We start from the raw sequence: 24,779 nt of genomic DNA, 5'->3' as shown, positions 1-24,779 counted from the left end.
GACTCAAGTCGCTTGCCCGCCGGACCTCCGGCGGGCAAGGTCGTCGCGTACCCATTGACCACGCCCGTTGACCCGCAGTGATACCCGCAGCAACCACGGCCGGGACCCCCCACCCCGCACCCGGCCCTGCTCAGCCTTCCGGCCTCTTGACAGACCCCCCGGCGGGCGGTTCCCGCCACGCGACGTACGATGGGGTAAGGCCGTGGCAGGTTTTCCGCCCGGTCGAGGCGCGCGTGCCGGACCGTACGCGCCGCCATCCACGATCCCGGGAGAAGCGCCGAAGTGCCCACGCGCCACGACATCCGTAACGTCGCCATCGTCGCCCACGTCGACCATGGCAAGACGACCATCGTCGATGCCATGCTCAAGCAGGCCGGTGCCTTCGCCGCCCACCAGCACCTCGACGACCGCATGATGGACTCGAACGACCTGGAGCGTGAGAAGGGCATCACGATCCTCGCCAAGAACACGGCGGTGAAGTATCACCCCAAGGACGGCGGGGCCCCGATCACGATCAACATCATCGACACCCCCGGCCACGCCGACTTCGGTGGCGAGGTCGAGCGCGGTCTGTCGATGGTGGACGCCGTCGTCCTGCTGGTGGACGCCTCCGAGGGTCCGCTGCCCCAGACCCGCTTCGTCCTGCGCAAGGCCCTGCAGGCGAACATGCCGGTCATCCTCTGCATCAACAAGACGGACCGCCCGGACTCCCGGATCGACGAGGTCGTCAACGACACGTACGACCTCTTCCTGGACCTGGACGCCACCGAGGACCAGATCGAGTTCCCGATCGTCTACGCCTGCGGCCGTGACGGCATCGCCTCGCTGACCAAGCCGGAGGACGGCACCGTCCCCGCGGACAGCGACAGCCTGGAGCCGTTCTTCTCCACCATCCTGGAGCACGTCCCCGCCCCGGTGTACGACGACGAGGCCCCCCTCCAGGCCCACGTCACCAACCTGGACGCCGACAACTTCCTCGGCCGCATCGCGCTGCTCCGCGTCGAGCAGGGCGAGCTGCGCAAGGGCCAGACCGTCACCTGGATCAAGCGTGACGGCACCCAGTCGAACGTCCGCATCACCGAGCTGATGATGACCGAGGCGCTCACCCGCAAGCCGGCCGAGATGGCGGGCCCGGGTGACATCTGTGCGGTCGCCGGCATCCCGGACATCATGATCGGCGAGACCCTGGCCGACCCGGAGAACCCGATCGCGCTTCCGCTGATCTCGGTGGACGAGCCGGCCATCTCCATGACCATCGGTACGAACACCTCCCCGATGGTCGGCCGCGGCGGCAGCGGCAAGGGCGCGGACGCCAAGTCCGCGGTCAAGGACCGCAAGGTCACCGCCCGCCAGGTCAAGGACCGCCTCGACCGCGAGCTCATCGGCAACGTCTCCCTCCGCGTGCTCGACACCGAGCGCCCGGACGCCTGGGAGGTCCAGGGCCGCGGTGAGCTCGCGCTCGCCATCCTGGTCGAGCAGATGCGCCGCGAGGGCTTCGAGCTGACCATCGGCAAGCCGCAGGTCGTCACGCAGGAGATCGACGGCAAGACGCACGAGCCGGTCGAGCGCATGACGGTCGACGTCCCCGAGGAGCACATGGGCGCCGTCACGCAGCTCATGGGCGTCCGCAAGGGCCGTATGGACAACATGTCGAACCACGGCTCCGGCTGGGTCCGCATGGAGTTCGTCGTCCCGTCGCGCGGCCTCATCGGCTTCCGTACGGAGTTCCTGACCAACACCCGCGGTACGGGCATCGCCCACTCGATCCACGAGGGCCACGAGCCGTGGTTCGGCCAGCTGGTCACCCGCAACAACGGCTCCCTGGTCGCCGACCGCGCCGGTTCGGTCACGCCGTTCGCGATGATCAACCTGCAGGAGCGCGGCGTCCTGTTCACCGAGCCGGGCACCGAGGTGTACGAGGGCATGATCGTCGGCGAGAACTCGCGCTCCGACGACATGGACGTGAACATCACCAAGGAGAAGAAGCTCACGAACATGCGTGCGGCTTCCGCGGACAACACGGAGAACGTGGTGCCGCCGCGCAAGCTCTCCCTGGAGCAGTCCCTGGAGTTCTGCCGCGACGACGAGTGCGTCGAGGTGACCCCGGAGGCCGTCCGCATCCGCAAGGTCGTCCTGGACCAGAAGGAGCGCTCGCGCACCGCGTCGCGCGCCAAGTCCGCGAAGTAGCGGCCCCGTTCCGGACACGTTCCGGGCTGGCTGAAAGCCGCGCATGATCGACAGCCCGTCCCCTCACGGCTTCCGTGGGGGGACGGGCTGCGGGCTTTTGTCAAGCGGTTTGTGACGTTCATGTGTCCGCATACCGGCTATGGCTGTTCGAAAGAAGAACCAACCGTCCGTTTCGCACGTGTCTGTCTCCTATCCGTTTGTCCGTATTTCGGGTTTTCGCCATGCGGTGATGTTGTGAAAACGAGACCACTTAAGTGTGGTTTACAGCCTGGGTGTCCCTGAGGATGGCTCCATTGAGCTCGGGTCAATGGGTCACACGCTGTGGGGAGCGTCGACTCACGAGCACACACGACGGGACCGGATTTCGCTGTCAGGGGTGTCAGCGGGGGACGGCCCATCACTATCGACAGTGACTCCTGAGGAGGCAATTACCCATGCGCGGAGCAACGAGCGCCAAGTGGGTCGTGGGTGCCGTCATCGTGGCAATGGCTGCCACGGCGTGCGGCGGTGGCGACGACAGCAAGGACAGTGCGGGCAAGGGCGGCGGTACGTTCCGTCTCGGTATCACCGAGCCCACCGCGATCGACCCGTACAACGCCCAGGAGTCCGAGGGCGCTCTCGTCGCGCACAACCTCTTCACCGGCCTGTACAGCGCCACTCCGGACGGCAAGCTGAAGCCGGAGCTCGCCGAGTCGGTCCAGACGAGCGACGACGGCAAGACCTGGACCTTCAAGATCAAGTCCGGCACCAAGTTCTCGAACGGCGAGGTCGTCGACGCCGAGGCCTTCATCCGCGGCTGGACCCGTGTGGTCGCCAAGGAGTCCGCCTCCGACGTCGCGTACCCGTTCGACGGCATCAACGGCTACAAGGAGCTCAACGGTGGCACCGCCACCACCTTCGCCGGTCTGAGCGCCCCGGACGCCAACACCCTCAAGGTCGAGCTCTCCGCGGCCGACTTCGAGTTCGACAAGAAGACGGTCCACCAGGCCTTCAGCCCGGTCCCGAAGGCCGCCGGCCCCGCCAGCAACAAGGCGTACAACGACGCGCCGATCGGCAACGGCCCCTTCAAGATGGAGGGTTCGTGGCAGCACAACAAGTCCATCACCCTCGTCCGTAACGACGACTACGGCTTCGAGAAGGCCAAGCTCGACAAGGTCGAGATCTCGATCCTGAACGCGGCCAACGGCGCCACCCTGGAGTACCAGGGCTTCCAGTCGGGCCAGTTCGACTGGGCGCGCATGCCCACGCCGCAGCAGTCGGTGGCGAAGGCCAAGTACGAGCCGAAGAAGCAGTGGATCGAGGCGGACACCAGCGGTATCAACTACCTGGTGGCCTTCAACGAGACCGCGCCGCTGAACAACCCCGACGCGCGCAAGGCGATCTCGTACGCGATCGACCGCGACGCCATCGCCAAGGGTGTCTTCCAGGGTCTGCAGAAGCCCGCGACCTCCATCCTCCCGCCCTCCTTCGCGGACACCTACCAGGACGGTGTCTGCACCACCTGCGTCAAGCAGGACAAGGACAAGGCCAAGGAGTTCGCGGCCAAGGGCGGCCTGAAGCCGGGCACCGTCCTCGACTTCGGCTACAACACCGGTGGTGGCCACGAAGAGTGGGTCCAGGCCGTTGCCCAGCAGCTGAAGGACGTCCTCGGCCTTGAGGTCAAGCTGAACGGCAAGCCGTTCAAGGAGGCCCTGGCCCAGCAGCAGGCGAAGGGCACCGCGGGTCTGTGGCGCTCGGCGTGGGGCGCGGACTACCCGACCCCGGACAACTTCCTGTTCCCGCTGCTCGACTCGGGTTCGATCAACCCGGACGAGTCGGGCAAGGCCCTCGGTGACAACCGCGGCCGTTACAACAACCCGAAGTTCGACGAGCTGATCACCCAGGCTCGTGGCACCAAGGACCCGGCGGCGCGCGCCAAGCTCTACCAGGAGGCCGAGAAGCTCGCGGTCGACACGGAGCAGGCCGTCATCCCGCTGTGGAAGCGCACCCAGTACCGCCTCGCGGCCACGGACAAGTTCACCAACGTGAAGATGGACTTCTTCGAGGACCCGAACCTCGCTGAGATCGCAGCCAAGTAGCAGCCTCCTCAACATCAGGTAGGCGAAGGCCGTGGGGGTCCGAGTTACTTCTTCGGTCCCCACGGCCTTCGCTCAGTCCCGGGCGCACCCCTCTTCGTTGTCGATCCGCGCCCGGATGCGGCCAATCTCCCGATCGGATGATGCCGCCAACCCCCACGCTCAGTATGTGAAGGAGGCATCGTGGGAAGATATGTGATCCGGCGGCTCGGACAGATGGTTGTCGTTCTCTTCGGTGCGACGGTTATTCTCTTCTGCTGTCTTTTCGTGCTCCCCGGCGACCCCGTGGGCTCGCTCGGCGGTGACAAGGCCCGTGACCCGGCTGTCGTGGAACAGCTGCGGGAGCGCTACGGCCTCAACGACCCGCTCCCCGTCCAGTACGGGAACTTCGTCAAGAACCTCGCGCAGGGCGACCTCGGTGAGGACTACACCCAGCGCCGGCCGGTGACGGAGGTCCTCGGACCGAAGCTCGTCAACACCGCGCAGCTCGCTCTGGCCGCCATCGTCCTGGACATCGCGATCGGCCTGCTGGCCGGCCTGATCGCCGCTCTGTTCAGATACTCGTTCTGGGACGTGCTCATCACGCTCCTGACCACGATGGCCGTCGGCTTCCCGTCCTTCGTGATCGGCATGGTGCTCCAGAAGGTCTTCGTGATCCAGCTCGAATGGGTCCCGCTGATCTCCGACGGCACGATGAAGTCGCTGATCCTGCCCGCCTTCACGCTGGCGATCCTCGACGCGGCCCTCGTGGCCCGGCTCATGCGCGGCACGATGCTCGAAGTGCTGCGCGCCGACTACGTCAAGACGGCCGTCGCCAAGGGTCTGCCGCGGCGGACCGTGCTGGTCAAGCACGTCATGCGCAACTCGATCATCCCGGTCGTCACGTACCTGGGTATCTCCTTCGGCTCGCTGCTCGGTGGCGCCCTGATCACCGAGGCGATCTTCAACTGGGACGGCATCGGGCTCGCCCTGGTGCAGGCGGTGCAGCAGCAGAACAACCCGATCATCATCGGCGTCGTGAGCTTCGGCGTCGGCGTGTTCGTTCTGCTCAACCTCCTCGTCGACCTCTTGTACGCGGTCCTCGACCCGCGCATCCGCCTCGCCTGATCCCAGGCAGCCCGTTCTAGGAGTTACCCATGACCGAGCTCACCAAGAGCACATCGGTGGCGGGGGACGCGACCGCACCGGCGAAGGGCGCGAACGCGGAGGCCGAACCGGCCATCGCCCGCGTGACCCAGTGGGGCGAGATCCGCCACCGCTTCCTCGCCAACAAGCTGGCCGTCGTCGGCCTCGGCCTCGTCCTGCTGCTCTTCCTCACCGCGCTCTTCGCCCCGCTGATCGCGCCGCACGACCCGTACGCGCAGGACCTGACCAACACCCTGCAGGACCCGGGCAGCGGCCACCTGCTCGGAACCGACGCGCTCGGCCGCGACCAGCTGTCCCGCATCATCTACGGCAGCCGCATCGCCGTGGTGATCGGTCTGGCGTCGATCTTCCTGGCGTGCCTCATCGGCATCGTCATCGGCGCCCTGTCCGGCTACTTCGGCCGTGCGACCGACTCGGTGCTGATGCGCATCGCGGACGTCTTCTTCGCCTTCCCGCTGCTGATCGGTGCCATCGTCATCATCATCGTGATGGGCCGGGGCATCATGCCGGTGATCATCTCGCTGGCGATCTTCTCCTGGCCGACGGTCTCCCGTCTGCTGCGCAGCTCGATCCTGTCGGTCCGCGAGGCCGACTACGTGCTGGCCGCCCGCGCCCTCGGCGCGGACACCCGCCGGATCATCGTGCGGCACATCATCCCCAACTCCATCGCCGCAGTGATGGCCTACGCCGCGTTCAGCGTCGGCGGCGCCATCGTGGCCGAGGCCTCGCTGTCCTTCCTGGGCGTGGGTGTCAGCCCGGAGGTCCCGGAGTGGGGCAACATGCTCGCCGCCGCCAAGGACTTCATGGGCGTCAAGGACTTCCTGTGGACCTACCCCAGCATCGCGATCGTGCTGACGGTCCTTGGCTTCGTATTCGTCGGTGACGGGCTCCGCGACGCCCTCGACCCGAAGCTGCGCTAGAAGGGCGGCACCACCACATGACTACTTCAAGCATCACCGCAGAAGTGCCCCGCCAGAGGGGCGGGGACGCCGAGGCGCCCGTACTCGAAGTGCGCGACCTGCACGTCGAGTTCGCGACCCGCGAAGGCGTGGTCAAGGCCGTCAACGGCGTCAACTACAGCGTCTCTTCAGGCGAGACGCTGGCCGTGCTCGGCGAGTCCGGCTCGGGCAAGTCCGTGACCGCGCAGGCGATCATGGGCATTCTGGACTCGCCCCCCGGGCGGGTCTCCAAGGGAGAGATCCTCTTCCGCGGCGAGGACATCCTCAAGCTTCCGGAGAGCGAGCGGCGCAAGCTGCGCGGTCCCAAGATGGCGATGATCTTCCAGGACGCGCTCTCCGCGCTGAACCCGGTCTACTCCGTCGGCAACCAGCTGGGCGAGATGTTCCGCGTCCACCAGGGCATGTCGAAGAAGGACGCCAAGGCCAAGGCCATCGAGCTCATGGACCGGGTGAAGATCCCCGCGGCCAAGAGCCGGGTCAACGACTACCCGCACCAGTTCTCCGGCGGTATGCGCCAGCGCATCATGATCGCGATGGCGCTCGCCCTGGAGCCCGACCTGATCATCGCGGACGAGCCCACCACGGCGCTCGACGTGACGGTCCAGGCCCAGGTCATGGACCTGCTAGCGGACCTGCAGCGCGAGTACAACATGGGTCTGATCCTGATCACCCACGACCTCGGCGTCGTCGCCGACGTCGCGGACAAGATCGCCGTGATGTACGCGGGCCGCATCGTCGAGCAGGCCCCGGTCCACGAGCTGTACAAGCGCCCCGCGCACCCGTACACGCGGGGACTGCTGGACTCGATCCCGCGCCTGGACCAGAAGGGCCAGGAGCTGTACGCGATCAAGGGTCTGCCGCCCAACCTGCTGAAGGCCCCCTCCGGCTGCGCCTTCAACCCGCGCTGCCCCAAGGCGCAGGACATCTGCCGCACCGAGGTCCCGGCCCTGCTGCCGGTGACCGAGCAGGACGGAACCGAGCTGGCCGGCCGCGGCAGCGCCTGCCACTTCCGCGAGGAGCAGCTCCATGGCTGAGTTCGACAAGAAGGATGACGCCGTGGACGCGACACCCGGTATCAGCGAGGTCGACGTCGTCAAGGCGGCGTCCGAGACGGCGGCCGTGGCCGCCATCGAGGCGCCCGTCGACCGCGGCGAGCCGATCCTGCAGGTGCGCAACCTGGTCAAGCACTTCCCGCTGACCCAGGGCATCCTGTTCAAGAAGCAGATCGGCGCCGTCCGCGCCGTCGACGGGGTCTCCTTCGACCTGCACCAGGGCGAGACCCTGGGCATCGTCGGCGAGTCCGGCTGCGGCAAGTCGACCGTCGCCAAGCTGCTGATGCTGCTGGAGACGGCGACGTCCGGCGAGGTCTTCTACAAGGGCCAGGACATCACCAAGCTGTCCGGCAAGGCCCTCAAGGCCGTCCGCCGCAACATCCAGATGGTGTTCCAGGACCCGTACACCTCGCTGAACCCGCGCATGACGGTCGGCGACATCATCGGGGAGCCGTTCGAGATCCACCCCGAGGTGGCTCCGAAGGGCGACCGGCGCCGCAAGGTCCAGGAGCTCCTGGACGTGGTGGGCCTGAACCCGGAGTACATCAACCGGTACCCGCACCAGTTCTCCGGCGGCCAGCGCCAGCGCATCGGCATCGCCCGCGGCCTCGCCCTCCAGCCGGAGATCATCATCTGCGACGAGCCGGTGTCCGCGCTCGACGTGTCGGTGCAGGCGCAGGTCATCAACCTGATGGCGAAGCTGCAGGACGAGTTCAACCTGTCCTACATCTTCATCGCGCACGACCTCTCGATCGTCCGGCACATCTCGGACCGCGTGGGCGTCATGTACCTGGGCCGGATGGCGGAGATCGGCAGCGACGAGCAGATCTACGAACACCCGACCCACCCGTACACCCAGGCGCTGCTGTCGGCCGTTCCGGTCCCGGACCCGGCCGCCCGCGAGGGCCGCGAGCGGATCATCCTCACCGGTGACGTCCCCTCCCCGGCCAACCCGCCCTCGGGCTGCCGCTTCCGCACCCGCTGCTGGAAGGCCGAGGAGCGCTGCTCCACGGAGGAGCCGCTGCTGGCGATCCCGACGCGCTTCCAGGGCGTCAACACCCCGGCCGCGCACGAGTCGGCGTGCCACTTCGCGGAGGAGAAGGCCGTCCTGGCCATCTGATCCCCCGGAAGACCGGACGGGGCCCAGCCGATCCCGGCTGGGCCCCGTCCGTTTTCCGCCCCATAGACGGTGAGTCCGAGGAGGCAGTACCCATGCGCGCAGCGAGCGCCCAGTGGATCGGCGGTGCCGTCGTGGTGGCGATGGCCGCCACGGCGTGCGGCGCCGGCGAGGACGCGCAGACCGCCAGGACCGGCGGGCACATCACCGTCGTGCTCGGCGAGCCGAGGCACGGGCTCGTGGGGCAGGAGACCGCCGAGACCGAGGGCGCCGAGGTCCTGCACGCGCTCTTCACCGGCCTGGTCACGTACGACACGAAGACCAGCGAGCCGAAGCTGGCGATCGCCGAGTCCGTCGACTCCGCGGACTCGAAGACCTGGACGATCAGGATCAAGGACGGGTTCACGTTCCACAACGGCGAGAAGGTCGACGCACAGTCCTTCGTCCGTGCCTGGAACTGGGGTGCCAACCAGGAGAACACCGCCGAGGCGATGGGCTTCTTCTCGAAGATCGAGGGCTCGGAGGAGCTGGCGCCGGGCAAGGGCAGGACGCCCACCGCCAAGGAGCTGCGGGGTCTGCGGGTCATCGACGACAGGACCTTCACCGTCACCCTGAAGGCACCGTTCTCCCAGTTCCGGACCATGCTGGGGTACGACGCCTTCTATCCGCTGCCCAAGGCGTTCGAGGCGGACCCGAAGGGGTTCGGCCAGGCCCCGATCGGAAACGGCCCGTTCCGGATGGACGGCACCTGGGAGCACGACAAGCAGATCAAGGTCAAGAAGTACGACAAGTACCCGGCCGAGGGCCGCGCCAAGCTGGACTCCGTGACCTTCAAGATCTACGACAACCTGGACGCCGCCTACGGCGACCTGCACAAGAACGCCGTGCAGATCACCGACAAGCTGCCGGTCTCCGCGCTCGACACCGTCTCGGAGGAGTTCGGCGACCGCTACATCTACAAGCCGGAGGCGTCCGTCGGCTACATCGGCCTCCCGCTGGAGACCAACCCCGAGGCCTTCGGCAAGGCCGAGATCCGCAAGGCGATCTCGATGGCCATCGACCGGGACGCCATCTGCAAGAAGATCTTCCGGGGGACCCGCAAGCCCGCCGACGACTTCATCAGCCCGATCGTGCCCGGCTACCGCCGGGGCGCCCTGGGTGAGGCCGGCATGTACGACCCGATCAGGGCGAAGGCGCTGTTCGAGCAGGCCGGCGGCATCCCCGGCAACAAGCTGGAACTCGGCTACAACGACGACGGCGGCCACAAGGAGTGGATCGAGGCCGTCGCCGCGCAGTTGCGGGCGAACCTCGGCCTCGACGTCACCGTGAAGCCGTTCCAGAGCGCCGGAGCCCTGGTCGACGACGTGAAGTCCGGGAAGTTCAAGGGGGCCTTCCGCATGGGCTGGGCCATGGACTACCCGGCGGCGGAGAACTACCTGCGCCCGGTCTTCTCGAAGGAGGCCATCGCGAACGGCTCCAACTTCGGCCGCTACGGGAGCGACGCGTTCGAGTCCGTCCTCGCCGCGGCCGACCGGGCGACCGACCCGGCCGAGAGCCTGACGCTCTACCAGCAGGCCGACGACATCGTGATCAGGGACCTCCCGTACATCCCTGTCTTCACCTACATGTCCGCCGTGGCCTACTCCAAGACCGTGAAGAACGTCGGCGTGGACGCCCAGGGACGCATGGACCTGGCACACGTCGAACTCAACTGACGCTCCGGCGGAGGGCCGCGCCGGAAAGGAGTTGCGGGGGCCCGACCGGCGAGCGGAGAGTGAGCGGATGACCGCGACACCGTACGACCGCCGGGGCCGGAGCACGCTGACCGTACGGTCCGCGGGGCCCGGGGACGCGTCCGACATCTGCGCCCTCCTCAACGCCGTCGACGTCCTGGAGATCGGCAGGCCCGAGACCGACCTCGCCGCCGTCGAGGCCGACCTCCACCACCCCGACATCGACCTGGCCAAGGACTCCTGGCTGGCCTTCGAGGGCGGCCGGCTCGTGGCCTGGGCCCAAGTGTGGACCGACTCCGGGCCCGGCAGGGTCGACGCCGACCACTACGTGCTGCCCGGTCACCGCGCCGCCGCCGTCCGGCTGCTGGAGCTGATGGAGACCCGGGCCCGCGAGCTCGCCGCCGGGGCTCCGGGCGCCGTCATGCGGCTCCAGCTCAACACGAAGCCCGTGCTCGACCGCGACGTGCTGCCCGGCCGCGGCTACCGCACCGTACGCCGCTACCACGTGATGACCCGGTCCCTGTCCCCGGCGGCCGACCCGCCGCCCGCCGCGCCCGAGGGGCTCGTCCTGCGCGACTGCGCCGGCGACGAGGCCGACCGCCGCCGGGTCCACGCCCTCGTCGAGGAGACCTTCGCCGCCCACTTCGGCCATGTGGACCGCCCGTACGAGGCCTGGCTCGACCACCTCGACGCCCGCGGCCTCGACTGGTCGCTGGTCTGGATCGCGAGCCTGCCGGGATCCGGGGACGCGGGCGTCCTGCTGACCCGCGACGACCGCACCAGCATGGCCTGGGTGAACCACCTCGGCGTCCGCGCCGACCTGCGCGGCCGGGGCATCGGCGGCCACCTCCTGCGCCACGCCTTCGCCACGTACGCGGCCCGCGGCCGGGACACCGTCGGCCTCGGCGTCGATACCCGCAACGAAACCGGGGCGCTCGCGCTCTACGAGGCCCACGGCATGAGCCGGCACTACGCGGTGGACACCTGGGAGCTGAGTTTGCACTCGCGCGGGTGACAGGCGCGGGACGCGAGGGTGCAATCGGTCCAACCAGGAGTGTTACGGCCCCCACATAGGGTGACATTGGGCCCTAAGTGAGTCTTGGGAGCCATAGGAGGCACTCCATGCGCGGAGCCACCCACGCCAAGTGGGCCGCATGTGCGGTTGCCGTCGCCCTCGCGGCGACGGCCTGCGGCGGTAGCGACAGCGGCGGGGGCGGCGGTGGCGCGGGAGTCGTCAGCTCCTCCTGGGGTGACCCGCAGAACCCGCTGGAGCCGGCCAACACCAACGAGGTGCAGGGCGGCAAGGTCCTCGACATGATCTTCCGGGGCCTCAAGCGGTACGACCCGAAGACCGGCGAGGCCAAGAACATGCTCGCCGAGAAGATCGAGACGACCGACAGCCAGAACTTCACCATCACGCTGAAGGACGGCTGGAAGTTCAGCAACGACGAGCCGGTCACCGCGCAGTCCTTCGTGGACGCCTGGAACTACGGCGCGGACGTGCGCAACAAGCAGAACAACTCGCCGTTCTTCTCCGACATCGTCGGCTACGAGGCCCTCCACCCCGCCTCCGGAGAGCCCAAGGCCAAGACGATGTCCGGGCTGGTCGTCAAGGACCCCAAGACCTTCACCGTCGCCTTGAAGAACAAGTTCTCCACCTGGCCCGAGACCCTCGGCTACCAGGCCTTCTCCCCGCTGCCCAAGGCCTTCTTCACCGACCACGCCGGCTGGCTGAACAAGCCGATCGGCAACGGCCCGTACACGGTGGACTCGTACACCAAGGGCACCGGCATGAAGCTGCGCACCTGGGACGGCTACCCGGGCGAGGACAAGGCGCTGAACAGCGGGGTCGACCTCAAGGTCTACACCGACAACAACACCGCCTACACGGACCTGATCTCAGGAAACCTCGACCTCGTCGACGACGTCCCCGCCCAGCAGCTGAAGAACGTCAAGAACGACCTCGGCGACCGGTACATCAACCAGCCGGCCCTCATCATCCAGACCCTCACCTTCCCGCTGTACGACCCGCAGTGGGGCAAGGAGGGCATGGAGAACGTCCGCCGCGGCATCTCGATGGCCATCAACCGCGACGAGATCACCAAGCAGATCTTCCGCGAGACTCGCACTCCGGCCAAGGACTGGACCTCCCCGGCCCTCGGCGAGAAGGGCGGCTTCAGCGCCACGCTCTGCGGCGACGCCTGCAAGTACGACCCGGCCGCGGCCAAGAAGCTCATCCAGGACGCCGGCGGGCTCCCCGGCGGCAAGGTCACCCTGACCTCCAACGTGGACACCGGCTCGCACCGCGACTGGATGGACGCCGTCTGCAACAGCATCAACAACGCGATCGGCGAAGGCCCGGTCTGCACGGTCAACCCGATCGGCACCTTCGCCGACTTCCGCAACCAGCAGAGCTCCTTCAAGCTGACCGGCCCCTTCCGCTCCGGCTGGCAGGCCGACTACCCGCTCATCCAGAACTTCCTCCAGCCGCTCTACTACACCGGCGCCTCCTCCAACTACGGGAAGTTCAGCAACCCGGAGTTCGACAAGCTCGTCGACGAGGCCAACCAGGAGAGCGACGCGGCCAAGGCCATCGGCAAGTTCCAGGACGCCGAGAAGATCCTCGTCACGCAGATGCCCTCCATCCCGCTCTGGTACCAGAACGGCAGCGCGGGCTACGCCGAGCGGCTCTCCGACGTGGCGCTCAACCAGTTCAGCGTCCCCGTCTACAACGAGATCAAGGTCAGCTGACCCCCTGTCGGATCGATCCTGGAGCAGTCCATGGGACGGTATGTGATCCGGCGGCTGCTCCAGATGATCCCGGTGTTCATCGGCAGCACGTTCCTGATCTTCTTCATGGTGTACGCGCTCGGCGACCCCGTCGCCGCCCTCTTCGGCGACAAGGCGCCCGACCCCGCCACCGCCGCGCGCATCCGCAAGGACCTCTACCTCGACCGGCCCCTGTGGGAGCAGTACCTGCACTACATGGGCCAGATCTTCCAGGGCGACTTCGGCACGGCCTTCAACGGGCAGCCCGTCACCGAGCTGATGGCCTCGGCCTTCCCCGTCACCCTGCGCCTGACGATCGTCGCGATCTTCTTCGAGATCGTCATCGGCATCACCCTCGGCGTGGTCAGCGGCCTGCGCCGGGGCAAGTCCGTCGACACCACGGTGCTGGTGCTCACGCTCGTCGTGATCTCCGTTCCGACGTTCGTGACGGGCTATCTGCTCCAGTACCTCTTCGGCGTCAAATGGGGCTGGGTCAGGCCCACCGTCTCCCCGGACGCCCCCTTCAACGAGCTGATCCTGCCCGGCATCGTCCTCGCGCTGGTCTCGCTCGCCTACGTCACCCGGCTCTCGCGCACCTCCATCGCCGAGAACGTGAAGGCGGACTACGTGCGCACCGCCGTCGCCAAGGGCCTGCCGCGCCGCCGGGTCGTCACCCGCCACCTGCTGCGCAACTCGCTCATCCCCGTCGTCACCTTCATCGGCACCGACATCGGCGCCCTGATGGGCGGCGCCATCGTCACCGAGCGGATCTTCAACATCCACGGCGTCGGATACCAGCTCTACCAGGGCATCCTGCGCAACAACTCCCCGACGGTGGTCGGCTTCGTGACCATTCTCGTCATCGTGTTCCTGCTGGCGAACCTGCTCGTCGACCTGCTCTACGCGGTCCTGGACCCGAGGATCCGTTATGCCTGAGCGCAGCGAGCCCCTCTACGACCCATTGGAACCCGGAAAGGGAGAGGCCATCGCCCCCACCGGCCAGGGCGGGCCCATGGATCTGGCGCTGGACGAGGCCGAGAGCCTGGAGAAGGCGCTGGGCGACCAGCCGCCCGGGCCCGGCCCGCAGGAGAAGGCCCGCTCCCTGTGGTCCGACGCCTGGCACCAGCTGCGCCGCAACCCCGTCTTCATCATCTCCTCGCTGATGATCCTGTTCCTGGTGATCATCGCGATCTGGCCGCAGCTCATCGCGAGCGGCGACCCGCTCCAGTGCGACCTGTCCAAGTCCCAGCAGGGCTCCTCGCCCGGACACCCCTTCGGCTACGACACCCAGGGCTGCGACGTCTACACCCGCACCGTCTACGGAGCCCGCGCCTCCATCACCGTCGGCGTCTGCGCCACCCTCGGCGCCGCCCTGCTCGGCTCGGTCCTCGGCGGGCTCGCCGGGTTCTTCGGCGGCTGGGGCGACTCGCTGCTCTCCCGGGTCGCCGACATCTTCTTCGGCATCCCCGTCGTCCTCGGCGGCCTCGTCTTCCTCTCGGTGGTCACCAGCACCACCGTCTGGCCGGTCGTCGGCTTCATCGTGCTCCTCGGCTGGCCGCAGATCGCCCGCATCGGCCGCGGCTCCGTCATCACCGCCAAACAGAACGACTACGTCCAGGCCGCCCGGGCGCTCGGCGCGGGCAACGGCCGGATGCTGCTGCGCCACGTCGCGCCCAACGCGATCGCGCCCGTCATCGTCGTCGCCACGATCGCGCTCGGCACGTACATCGCCCTGGAGGCCACCCTGTCCTTCCTCGGGGTCGGCCTGCGTCCGCCCACGGTCTCCTGGGGCATCGACATCTCCAACGCGGCCTCGCAGATCCGCAACGCCCCCCACATGCTGCTCTGGCCGGCGGGCGCGCTGAGCCTGACGGTGCTCGCGTTCATCATGCTCGGCGACGCGGTGCGCGACGCCCTCGACCCCAAACTGCGCTGAGGAGTGGGCACCATGCTGCTCGAAGTCCGCGACCTCCATGTGGAGTTCCGTACGCGGGACGGAGTCGCCAAGGCCGTCAACGGCGTCAACTACTCGGTGGACGAGGGCGAGACGCTCGCCGTGCTCGGCGAGTCCGGCTCGGGCAAATCGGTGACCGCCCAGGCCGTGATGGGCATCCTCGACGTCCCGCCGGGCCGGATCGCGGGCGGCGAGATCCTCTTCAAGGGCAAGGACCTGCTCAAGATGAAGGAGGAGGAGCGGCGGAAGGTCCGGGGCGCCGACATGGCGATGATCTTCCAGGACGCCCTGTCCTCCCTGAACCCGGTGCTCAGCGTGGGCGCGCAGCTCGGCGAGATGTACGAGGTCCACCGCGGGATGTCCCGCAAGGCCGCCAAGGCCAAGGCCGTCGAGCTGATGGACCGGGTGAAGATCCCGGCGGCCCGGGAGCGGGTGGGGGACTACCCGCACCAGTTCTCGGGCGGCATGCGCCAGCGCATCATGATCGCGATGGCGCTGGCCCTGGAGCCCTCCCTCATCATCGCGGACGAGCCGACGACGGCCCTCGACGTCACCGTCCAGGCGCAGGTGATGGACCTGCTCGCCGAGCTCCAGCGGGAGCTCAACATGGGGCTGATCCTCATCACCCACGACCTGGGCGTGGTCGCCGACGTCGCCGACAAGATCGCCGTCATGTACGCGGGCCGGATCGTCGAGGCGGCCCCCGTCCACGAGATCTACGCCGCGCCCGCGCATCCGTACACCCGGGGCCTGCTCGACTCCATCCCGCGCCTCGATCAGAAGGGCCAGGAGCTGTACGCCATCAAGGGGCTGCCGCCGAACCTGCTGGCCATCCCGCCCGGCTGCGCCTTCAACCCGCGCTGCCCGATGGCGCGGGCGGTCTGCCGCACCGACGTCCCGCCGCTCGCGCAGGTGGGACCGGACCGTGCCAGCGCGTGCTTCTTCTGGAAGGAGTGCCTCGGTGGCTGAGACCATCCTGGAGGTCAAGGACCTCGTCAAGCACTACCCGCTGACCCGGGGAATCCTCTTCAAGAAGCAGGTCGGCGCGGTCAAGGCCGTCGACGGGGTCTCCTTCGGCCTCGCCCGCGGCGAGACGCTCGGCATCGTCGGCGAGTCCGGCTGCGGCAAGTCCACCGTCGCCAAGATGCTGGTCAACCTGGAACGCCCGACGGCCGGTGCGATCTCGTACAAGGGCGAGGACATCACCAAGCTGTCCGGGCGGGCGCTGAAGGCCGTCCGCCGCAACATCCAGATGGTGTTCCAGGACCCGTACACCTCGCTGAACCCGCGCATGACGGTCGGCGACATCATCGGGGAGCCGTACGACATCCACCCCGAGGTGGCCCCCAAGGGCGACCGGCGCCGCAAGGTCCAGGAGCTCCTGGACGTGGTGGGCCTGAACCCGGAGTACATCAACCGGTACCCGCACCAGTTCTCCGGCGGCCAGCGCCAGCGCATCGGCATCGCCCGAGGCCTCGCCCTGCGGCCGGAGGTGATCGTGGCGGACGAGCCGGTGTCCGCACTCGACGTCTCCGTCCAGGCCCAGGTGATCAACCTGCTGGAGCGGCTCCAGAACGAGTTCGACCTGTCGTACGTGTTCATCGCGCACGACCTCTCGATCGTGCGGCACATCTCCGACCGGGTCGGCGTGATGTACCTGGGCCGGGTCGTGGAGATCGGCACCGACACCCAGATCTACGACCACCCCACCCACCCGTACACCCAGGCCCTGCTGTCCGCCGTACCCGTGCCGGACCCGCGGGCGCGCGCCCACCGCGAGCGGATCATCCTGACCGGCGACGTGCCCTCGCCGGCCAATCCGCCGTCCGGCTGCCCGTTCCGCACCCGCTGCTGGAAGGCGCAGCAGCGCTGCACGGACGAGGTCCCGTTGCTCGCCGTTCCGGAGGTGTTCGCCTCCGGCCCGGCGGCCCATCCGTCGGCCTGTCACTTCGCAGGCGAAATCCGGCCACCCCGCGCGGATTCGCTCCGTTAGGGTCGCCTTCCCGCCAACCCGGTTTACGTGCGGGCAACTTGACCGTATCTGTCCCGAGATCTGGGGCGGGCACCCTGGGCCGGGTGCGGCCGTGCGGGTGCCGACAGCCGGCCGGGGAGGCGTACGGCCTTCCCGGCCGGCCTCCCCCGTGACCCTGCGCATGCGCGGCGTGCGCCCCTCGTGCTGCCGGAATTCGATCGATGCGCTGGTACGGATAGTTATGATCCGTAGCGCACGGTGGGTATGTACTCCGCCGAGCACTGAGTACGAGTACGCGTACCGATGTCCGCTCGACGTGGAGGTGAAACGCCGTGGCACTCTCGATCTCGGCCGTGGTGCTGCTGGCGATCGTCGTCTTCCTGCTGGTCCGCCGGTCGGGCCTGAAGGCGGGCCACGCCGCCGTCTGTGTGCTCCTCGGGTTCTATCTGGCGAGTTCGACCATCGCGCCGACCCTCAGCCAGCTGACCACGAACGTGGCCAGCATGATCAGCGGCCTCAAGCTGTAGGACGCCCGCCGCTTGATCGTAGGCTTGGCCCCATGAACGGTCTTCCCGCCCGTCGGCTGCTCCTCGTGCACGCGCACCCGGACGACGAGTCGATCAACAACGGCGTCACCATGGCCAAGTACGCGGCCGAGGGTGCCCTCGTCACGCTCGTGACCTGCACCCTGGGCGAGGAGGGCGAGGTCATCCCGCCCGGCCTCGCCCACCTGGCGCCCGACCGCGACGACGCCCTGGGCCCCCACCGCGTCGGCGAGCTCGCCGACGCCATGGCGGAACTCGGCGTCACCGACCACCGGTTCCTCGGCGGCCCCGGCCGCTTCCGGGACTCCGGGATGATGGGTGCCGAGCAGAACCGCCGGCCCGGTTCCTTCTGGTCCACCGACGTGGACGAGGCCGCGGCGCACCTCGTCGGGGTCATCAGAGAGGTCCGCCCGCAAGTGCTCGTCACCTACGACCCGGACGGCGGGTACGGGCACCCCGACCACATCCAGGCCCACCGCGTCGCGATGCGCGGCGCCGAGCTGGCCGCGGAGCCCACGTACCGCCGGGACCTCGGCGATCCGTGGCGGATCGGGAAGATCTACTGGAACCGGGTGCCGCGCTCGGTGGTCGAGGAGGGCTTCGCCCGGCTGAAGGCGGCCGGCGCCGAGACCCCCTTCCCGGGGGTCGCCTCGCCGGACGACGTGCCCGGCGTCGTCGCCGACGAGCGGATCACCGCCGAGATCGGCGACGAGGGGGCCGGGGCCCACGGGGCCGGGGCCGACGGGGCGTTCGTGGCGGCCAAGGCGGCCGCGATGCGCGCCCACGCCACCCAGATCGCCGTGGACGGGCCCTTCTTCGCCCTCTCCAACGACCTCGCGCAACCGCTGTTCGCCCGCGAGTACTACGAACTGGTCGCGGGCCGGCCGGGAGCTCCGGCGGGCACGCGCGAGCACGACCTGTTCGCGGGGGTGGACGCATGAGCGCCTCGCTGACCCCCGGGCGGATCGCCACGCTGCTCGCCCTGTTGGCCGCCGGCCTGCTCACCGGCGCGGCCGGCTGGCTCGTCGTGGACCTGTGGTTCCCCGCCGGGCTGCTGCTGGGACTGCTGGCGCTCCTCGGGCTGTTCCTCGGCGGCAGGATCGCCGTCGGGACCGGTCTCGGCGTGGGCGCGGGGGCGCTCGGCTGGTTCCTCGCGTACGTGGTGCTCGGCGTGCCGCGCCCCGAGGGGGACTTCCTGCTCGGTTCGTCCGGAATCGGCATGTACGCCTACCTTTTGGGTGGGACGGTACTGGCTGTGATGTGCGCCACGCTCCGAGGCCCGTTCGAGGGGCCGGTTTCGGCCGCGCGGTCCGGCAAGTGACGTGCCGTTGAACTCGGTCGAGGTGTGCGTTCACGGGGGTTGGGCGGGCGCCCGCGACCTGCTCGGAGAGGGCGCGAGGGGGTTGAAGAGGAACCCCTGATTCCTCTAGGACAGTTGCGCGAGGGCCCCGGCCAGTATGGTGGTCGGGCCGCCGAGCTGCCCGCGCACGGCACGCGGGCGGCGGAGCCAACCGGGAGAACCTGCCTTGAGTCGTGAAACCGACAGTTCGTCCTCCGGGCCCCAAGGGCTCGGTGGAGCCGCCTACCCCTCGGGTACACCGCCGTATGGAACCGGCCGGAACCCGTCCTTGCCTGTGCCGCCCGGGCCTGGTGCGGCGACAGCCTCGGAGGAGAACCCTGTGACCTCGAACCCGTCCACGCCCGACACCGACGGGCCGAAGACCGAGACCACCCTGACGACCCGGATCCGGATCAACATCCCGGGTTCGCGGCCGATCCCGCCGGTGGTCGTACGCAAGCCGGTGGCGGCGGCCGCCGACGCGGAGCCGGAGGCCGAGGCCGCCGCCGAGCAGCCCGCGGCGGAGCCCGCGCCCGCCGCCGAGCCCGAGGAGGCGACCAGCAACTGGTTCGCCCCGCGCAAGTCGGCCGCCCCCGCGCCCGCCCCGGCCCCGGCGCTGCCGACCCGTACCCCGGCCGCGGGCGGTCCCGCGCCCGCGCTGCCCACCCGTACGCCGGCCGGGCCCGGCCCCGTGCCGCCCGGCCCCGGTCCCGGCCCCGGCTTCGCGCCCGGCGGCCCGGCCGGCCCCGGTCCCCGTACGGGCGCCCCGGCGGGCCCCGGCTTCGACGCGCGCCGCCCGGGCTTCGCCCCGGGCACGGCCCCCGCGCCCGCTCCGGCGGGCCCCGGCTACGGCCCGGGCCCCGGTCACGGCCCGGGCCCCGGTCACGAGGCGCCGCCCGCCCCCCGGATGCCCGGCGGCCCCGGAGTCGGCACGCCCCTGGGCCACTCCGGCTACGCGGACATCGACGCGGGACCCGTCACCGAGGCGTTCCCCGCGTACGGCGGCCCGGTCGCCACCGGGGCCCCCGCGGGCCCCACCGGCGGCCCCGCCCTCGGCTCCGTCCCCGTCGGCGGCCCGCGCGGCGACCAGGTCCCCGGCTGGCCCGGACCCGAGCTGGACGATCCGCTCCCGCCGATCCCCTCCCCGGGCGGTCCGGGCCCGCGCCCGGCCCCCGTCCCGACGCCGGTCCCCGCTCCGGCGGCGGCCGCCCCCGCGCGCCCGAAGCCGGCCTCCATGACGCCGACCAAGGTCAAGAAGGGCCGCTCCAAGCTGGTCCTCGTCGGCAGCGGCCTCATCGCCCTGCTCGGCGTGGCCTACGGCGCCGGGCTGCTGCTCAACCACTCGGACGTCCCCAAGGGCACCACCGTCATGGGCGTCGACATCAGCGGCAGCCGCGACGAGGCGGTCGGCAAGCTCCAGACGGCCTTCGGCAACCGCGCCGCCTCCCCGCTCACGCTCAGCGTCGGCGGCAAGCAGGTCGAACTCAAGCCCGAGAAGGCGGGCCTGAGCCTGGACGCCCAGACCACCGTGCGCAACGCGGCGGGCAGCGACTACAACCCCGTCACGGTCATCGGCTCGCTCCTCGGCAAGGAGCGCATCGCGGAAGCCGAGTTGCCGGTCGACGGGGAGAAGCTCCAGGTCGCGCTCCAGGAGCTGGCCGGCACCGCCGGAACCGGCACCGAGGGCACCATCACCTTCGACACGGGCAAGGCCGTCGCGGTCCCCGGCAAGCCCGGCACCACCCTGGACGCGGGCGCCTCCGCCGAGCTGGTCAAGAAGGCCTTCCGCGAGCTGGTCGCCACCGGCAAGACCGCCCCGCTCGAACTCCCGGTCACCACCAAGAACCCTGCCGTCGACCAGGCGGAACTGGACCGGGCCATGAAGGAGTTCGCCGAGCCCGCGATGTCCGGAGTGGCCATCGTCAAGGCGGGCGGCAAGTCCCTCCCCTTCGGCCCCAAGTCCCTGCCCAAGATCCTCAGCATGCAGGTCGTGGACGGGCACCTGACCGAGAAGTACGACCTGGAAGCGCTCAAGGCGACATACGGGAACACCTTCGACGGCGTCCTCATCATGCGCGGCACGGGCGAGAAGACGGCCGTCACCCCGCAGGACGTCGTCGGCGCCCTGCGCCAGGCGCTGCGCGGCAAGACCACGGCCGAGCGGACCGCCACGATCAACACCAACGGCAGCTGACGACCGCCGCCGGCGACCGTTGCCGGGAGCCCCCGTCCCGTTCCGGGCGGGGGCTCCCGCACGTCCGCGGCCGGGCCCGCCGCCGGGGCCGTCATGCCGTAGGCATGACATCTGTCATCCACCGTTCACGACGGCGGACACTGCCGCGCACACCCCCGTACGGGGGAATCTTCAGTCATGACGACGACGACCCCGGCGCACACCGCCGCCGCGCAGGACACCGGCCCCGGCGCCGGCCCCGTGGTGGCCTTCCGAAACGTGACCAAGAGCTACGGCGCGGTCCGCGCGGTCGACGGCCTCTCCCTCGAACTCCACCCCGGCGAGACCGTCGCGCTGCTCGGCCCCAACGGTGCCGGCAAGTCCTCCACCCTCGACCTCCTGCTGGGCCTGCGCCCCGCCGACTCCGGCACCGTCCGGCTCTTCGGCACCACGCCCCGCGAGGCCATCGCGGCCGGGCGGGTCGGCGCGATGCTCCAGAGCGGCGGCCTGATGGAGGACGTCACCGTACGGGAGATCGTCGCCCTCGGCTGCGCCCTGCACCCCCGCCGCCACCCGGTCGAGGAGGTGCTCCGCCGCGCCGGCATCAGCGAGATCGCCGACCGCATGGTCAACAAGCTCTCCGGCGGCCAGGAGCAGCGCGTCCGCTTCGCCCTCGCCACCGCCGGCCACAACGACCTGATCGTCCTGGACGAGCCGACCACCGGCATGGACGTCACCTCCCGCCAGGCCTTCTGGGCCACGATGCGGGAGCAGGCCGCCCAGGGCCGCACGGTCCTGTTCGCCACCCACTACCTGGAAGAGGCCGACGCGATCGCCGACCGCGTCCTGGTCCTCAACAAGGGCAGGCTGCTCGCCGACGGCACCGCCGCCGAGATCAAGGCGAGGGCCGGCGCCCGCCGGATCGCCTTCGACCTGGCCGCGGACGCCCCGGTGGACGAGACGGCGTTGCGCGCCCTGCCGTGCCTGACCTCGTACGAGCGCCGCGGCGACACGGTCCGGCTCCAGTCGCGCGACGCCGACGCCACCGTCCACGCCGTGTACGCGCTGGGGCTCTACCCCCGGAACCTGGAAGTCGCCGGGCTGGGCCTGGAGCAGGCCTTCATCGCCCTCACCGAGGCCGAGGAGGCCAAGTAATGCCGACCACCGGAACCCTCCAGCTCATCAAGCTGGAGATCAGCCGCGCCCTGCGCAACAAGAAGTACCTGTTCTTCACCGTCCTCTACCCGGCCGCGCTGTTCCTGATGCTCGGCGGCACCCTGAGCGGCACCACGAAGGTCATGGGCACCGAACTGACCATGCCGGCCTTCTACATGGTCGCGATGGCCTCCTTCGGCGCGCTGACCGCCGTCCTGATGGGCAACAGCGAGCGCATCGCCAAGGAGCGCGAGAAGGGCTGGGTCCGCCAGCTGCGGCTGACCGCCCTGCCCGGCCGCGGCTACGTCCTCGGCAAGACCGCCAGCGCCGGCGTGCTCTCGCTGCCCGCCATCCTCGTCGTGTTCGCGGTCGCCGCCGTCGTCAAGGGCGTGCGCTTCGACGCCTGGCAGTGGCTCGCCCTGACCGGTTCCATCTGGGCGGGCAGCCTGGTCTTCGCCGCCCTCGGCGTGGCGATCGGCTACCTGGCGAGCGGGGACACCGTCCGCCCGATCACGATGCTGTTCTACTTCGGCCTGTCGATCCTCGGCGGCCTGTGGATGCCGACCGCGAACTTCCCGCAGTGGCTGCAGGACATCTGCGAGTGGCTGCCGACCCGTGCCTACGCGGGCCTCGGCCAGGCCATCGAGCTCGGGGGCGCACCCCACCTGAAGGACGTGGCGATCCTGGCGGTCTACTTCGTACTCTTCACCGGTGCCGCCGCCTGGCTGTACCGCAAGGACTCGCTGAAGGCGTGACGGGTGTGACGAGCGTGATGGGTGCGACGGGGGCGACCGGTGGTACCGGCGCGGCGGCGCCGACGACCGAGACCGGCCTGCTGGGAACGAAGGGCGGCCCCCGGGTCGGGCTCCGCCCCGAGAACCGCCGGCAGAAGCTGGTGAAGTCGCTGTGGATCAGCGTCTGGCTGTTCTACCTCAGCGCCCCCGTCACCGACCTGGTCAGCGGCGGACACAGCCTCGGAGCCCGGCTGCTCGGCGGCCTGGGCCTGGTGGCCTTCGTCGCCTGGTACCTGGTCCTGGTCTTCCGCACCGCCCGGCAGACCGAGACGCGGCACGTGCTGCTCTCGGTGGCGGTCCTCTCCGCGCAGGCCACGATCCTCTCGCTCAGCCTGGGACGCGAATGGCTCGTCCTCTTCGTGTACGTGGCGATCGCCTCCGGCGCCGCGCTGCCGGGGGAGATCTCCCGGTTCACGGTGCCCGGCGCCACCGCCCTGCTCGCGCTGACCGCCTTCGCGGTGCCGGGCGGCGAGGAGTACCTGGCCGGGCTGCTGATCCCGGCCCTGATGGGCGGGTTCGCGATGGTCGGCATCCGCGCGATGATCCGCACGACGATGGAACTGCGCGAGGCGCGGGCCACGGTGGCGCAGCTCGCCGCGAACGAGGAACGGCTGAGGATGGCCCGGGACCTGCACGACCTCCTCGGCCACTCGCTGTCCCTGATCACGCTCAAGAGCGAGCTGGCGGGGCGGATGCTGCCGGACCACCCCGAGCAGGCCGCCCAGCAGGTGGCGGACATCGAACAGGTCAGCCGGCAGGCGCTGGTCGACGTACGGGAGGCCGTGAGCGGCTACCGGAGGCCGACCCTGCCGGGCGAACTGGCGGGCGCCCGCACCGCGCTGACGGCGGCCGGCGTGGCCGCGGACCTCCCGCCGGAACCGGTGGAGGACCTCCCCGAGGAAGTGGAATCGGCGCTGGCCTGGTCGCTGCGCGAGGCGGTGACGAACGTGGTCCGGCACAGCGGTGCGCAGCGGTGCACCGTCCGCCTGGAGGTCCTCCAGACCCTGGCCGGACGGATCGTCGAGCTGTCCGTCGCCGACGACGGCGGTGGCGGAACGGCGGTGGCGGGCAACGGCCTGACGGGTCTCACGGAACGCCTGGAGGCGGTGGGCGGAACCCTGTCGGCAGGATCCGCGGGCAAGAAGGGCTTCCGCCTGCTGGCCCGCGTCCCCCTAGGATCGGGATCATGACCACACGCCCCATCCGGATCCTCCTGGCGGAGGACCAGTCCATGGTCCGGGAAGCCCTCGCGGCCCTCCTCGGACTGGAGCCGGACATCGAGGTGCTGGCCCAAGTCGCCCGCGGCGACGAGGTGGTGCCGGCGGCCCGGGAACACGACGTGAACGTCGCGCTGCTCGACATCGAGATGCCGGGCATGACGGGCATCGAGGCGGCGGCGGCCCTGCGCACCGCGGTACCGGACCTCAAGATCGTCGTCCTGACCACCTTCGGCCGCCCCGGGTACCTGCGCGGGGCGATGGAGGCGGGGGCCTCGGCGTTCCTGGTGAAGGACGCCCCGGCCGCCCAACTGGCCGCCGCGGTGCGCAAGGTCCTGGCGGGCGAGCGCGTCATCGACCCCACCCTGGCGGCGGCGGCCCTCGCGGAGGGCGCGAACCCGCTGACGGACCGCGAGCGGGAGGTCCTGCGCGCGGCCGAGGACGGAGCCACGAACGCCGAACTCGCGGCCCGTCTCCACCTCTCCCAGGGCACGATCCGCAACTACCTCTCGACGGCCATCCAGAAGCTGGCCGCCCGCAACCGCGCGGAAGCCATACGCGTGGCCCGCGAGAAGGGCTGGCTGTAGCCGGT

Annotated in this window: 21 protein-coding genes; all 21 read left to right on the top strand. The window is 69.8% G+C overall.

Going from position 1 to position 24,779, the window contains the following annotated elements; all coding sequences use genetic code 11:
* Positions 1-282: 282 nt before the first annotated feature.
* Positions 283-2,187, top strand: a complete 1,905-nt coding sequence (gene typA, locus ACFYXV_RS03170) for a translational GTPase TypA (RefSeq protein ID WP_383494006.1) — start codon at positions 283-285, stop codon at positions 2,185-2,187.
* A gap of 434 nt (positions 2,188-2,621) precedes the next feature.
* A complete protein-coding gene (locus ACFYXV_RS03165) occupies positions 2,622-4,265 on the top strand; it encodes an ABC transporter substrate-binding protein (RefSeq protein ID WP_385470887.1) in 1,644 nt (547 codons plus the stop codon).
* A gap of 180 nt (positions 4,266-4,445) precedes the next feature.
* The gene (locus ACFYXV_RS03160; RefSeq protein WP_383340127.1) at positions 4,446-5,369 is read left to right on the top strand and encodes an ABC transporter permease; all 924 of its coding nucleotides are present in this window, start codon (positions 4,446-4,448) and stop codon (positions 5,367-5,369) included.
* 29 nt (positions 5,370-5,398) lie between these two features.
* Positions 5,399-6,328 (top strand): ABC transporter permease, encoded by a 930-nt coding sequence (locus tag ACFYXV_RS03155; RefSeq protein ID WP_383340124.1) that lies wholly within the window; start codon positions 5,399-5,401, stop codon positions 6,326-6,328.
* A gap of 17 nt (positions 6,329-6,345) precedes the next feature.
* A complete protein-coding gene (locus tag ACFYXV_RS03150; protein ID WP_385470889.1) occupies positions 6,346-7,401 on the top strand; it encodes an ABC transporter ATP-binding protein in 1,056 nt (351 codons plus the stop codon).
* Positions 7,394-8,539 (top strand): ABC transporter ATP-binding protein, encoded by a 1,146-nt coding sequence (locus tag ACFYXV_RS03145; RefSeq protein WP_385470891.1) that lies wholly within the window; start codon positions 7,394-7,396, stop codon positions 8,537-8,539. Before ACFYXV_RS03150 ends, ACFYXV_RS03145 begins: the two co-directional genes overlap by 8 nt.
* A 92-nt stretch (positions 8,540-8,631) precedes the next feature.
* Positions 8,632-10,251 carry an ABC transporter substrate-binding protein gene (locus tag ACFYXV_RS03140; protein WP_389381888.1) on the top strand — a complete coding sequence of 540 codons (1,620 nt, stop codon included), beginning with the start codon at positions 8,632-8,634 and terminating at the stop codon, positions 10,249-10,251.
* Positions 10,252-10,318: 67 nt separating this feature from the next.
* A complete protein-coding gene (locus tag ACFYXV_RS03135) occupies positions 10,319-11,284 on the top strand; it encodes a GNAT family N-acetyltransferase (RefSeq protein ID WP_385470895.1) in 966 nt (321 codons plus the stop codon).
* Between the two features lie 107 nt (positions 11,285-11,391).
* Positions 11,392-13,020, top strand: coding sequence for an ABC transporter substrate-binding protein (locus ACFYXV_RS03130; protein ID WP_385470897.1), 1,629 nt, complete (start codon positions 11,392-11,394; stop codon positions 13,018-13,020).
* Between the two features lie 30 nt (positions 13,021-13,050).
* Positions 13,051-13,974 (top strand): ABC transporter permease, encoded by a 924-nt coding sequence (locus tag ACFYXV_RS03125; RefSeq protein WP_383340106.1) that lies wholly within the window; start codon positions 13,051-13,053, stop codon positions 13,972-13,974.
* Entirely contained in the window at positions 13,967-14,974 is a 1,008-nt protein-coding gene (locus ACFYXV_RS03120; RefSeq protein WP_383340103.1) for an ABC transporter permease, read from the top strand. The genes ACFYXV_RS03125 and ACFYXV_RS03120 overlap by 8 nt, the downstream gene beginning before the upstream one ends.
* 12 nt (positions 14,975-14,986) lie before the next feature.
* Positions 14,987-15,961, top strand: a complete 975-nt coding sequence (locus ACFYXV_RS03115; RefSeq protein ID WP_383493999.1) for an ABC transporter ATP-binding protein — start codon at positions 14,987-14,989, stop codon at positions 15,959-15,961.
* A complete protein-coding gene (locus ACFYXV_RS03110; RefSeq protein ID WP_385470900.1) occupies positions 15,954-16,985 on the top strand; it encodes an ABC transporter ATP-binding protein in 1,032 nt (343 codons plus the stop codon). The genes ACFYXV_RS03115 and ACFYXV_RS03110 overlap by 8 nt, the downstream gene beginning before the upstream one ends.
* Positions 16,986-17,296: 311 nt before the next feature.
* On the top strand, positions 17,297-17,491 hold the full coding sequence (locus ACFYXV_RS03105) for a hypothetical protein (RefSeq protein WP_030153401.1): 195 nt from the start codon (positions 17,297-17,299) through the stop codon (positions 17,489-17,491).
* A gap of 32 nt (positions 17,492-17,523) precedes the next feature.
* Positions 17,524-18,450 (top strand): N-acetyl-1-D-myo-inositol-2-amino-2-deoxy-alpha-D-glucopyranoside deacetylase, encoded by a 927-nt coding sequence (gene mshB, locus ACFYXV_RS03100; RefSeq protein WP_385470902.1) that lies wholly within the window; start codon positions 17,524-17,526, stop codon positions 18,448-18,450.
* Positions 18,447-18,830: a DUF6113 family protein gene (locus ACFYXV_RS03095; protein ID WP_385470904.1), complete on the top strand. Its 384-nt coding sequence runs from the start codon at positions 18,447-18,449 to the stop codon at positions 18,828-18,830. Before mshB ends, ACFYXV_RS03095 begins: the two co-directional genes overlap by 4 nt.
* A 358-nt stretch (positions 18,831-19,188) precedes the next feature.
* Entirely contained in the window at positions 19,189-21,042 is a 1,854-nt protein-coding gene (locus ACFYXV_RS03090) for a hypothetical protein (RefSeq protein WP_389381887.1), read from the top strand.
* A gap of 177 nt (positions 21,043-21,219) precedes the next feature.
* Entirely contained in the window at positions 21,220-22,176 is a 957-nt protein-coding gene (locus tag ACFYXV_RS03085) for an ABC transporter ATP-binding protein (protein ID WP_385470908.1), read from the top strand.
* A complete protein-coding gene (locus tag ACFYXV_RS03080) occupies positions 22,176-22,931 on the top strand; it encodes an ABC transporter permease (RefSeq protein WP_382993588.1) in 756 nt (251 codons plus the stop codon). Before ACFYXV_RS03085 ends, ACFYXV_RS03080 begins: the two co-directional genes overlap by 1 nt.
* Positions 22,928-24,160: a sensor histidine kinase gene (locus ACFYXV_RS03075; RefSeq protein ID WP_385470911.1), complete on the top strand. Its 1,233-nt coding sequence runs from the start codon at positions 22,928-22,930 to the stop codon at positions 24,158-24,160. The genes ACFYXV_RS03080 and ACFYXV_RS03075 overlap by 4 nt, the downstream gene beginning before the upstream one ends.
* Positions 24,157-24,774, top strand: coding sequence for a DNA-binding response regulator (locus ACFYXV_RS03070; protein ID WP_385470913.1), 618 nt, complete (start codon positions 24,157-24,159; stop codon positions 24,772-24,774). The genes ACFYXV_RS03075 and ACFYXV_RS03070 overlap by 4 nt, the downstream gene beginning before the upstream one ends.
* The last annotated feature ends 5 nt before the right edge of the window (positions 24,775-24,779 follow it).

The sequence above is a fragment of the Streptomyces sp. NPDC002181 genome (assembly GCF_042890485.1).
Classification (GTDB): Bacteria; Actinomycetota; Actinomycetes; order Streptomycetales; family Streptomycetaceae; genus Streptomyces.
The sequence above is the reverse complement of the archived record's forward strand: the minus strand, read 5'-3'. Positions and strand labels throughout refer to the sequence as shown.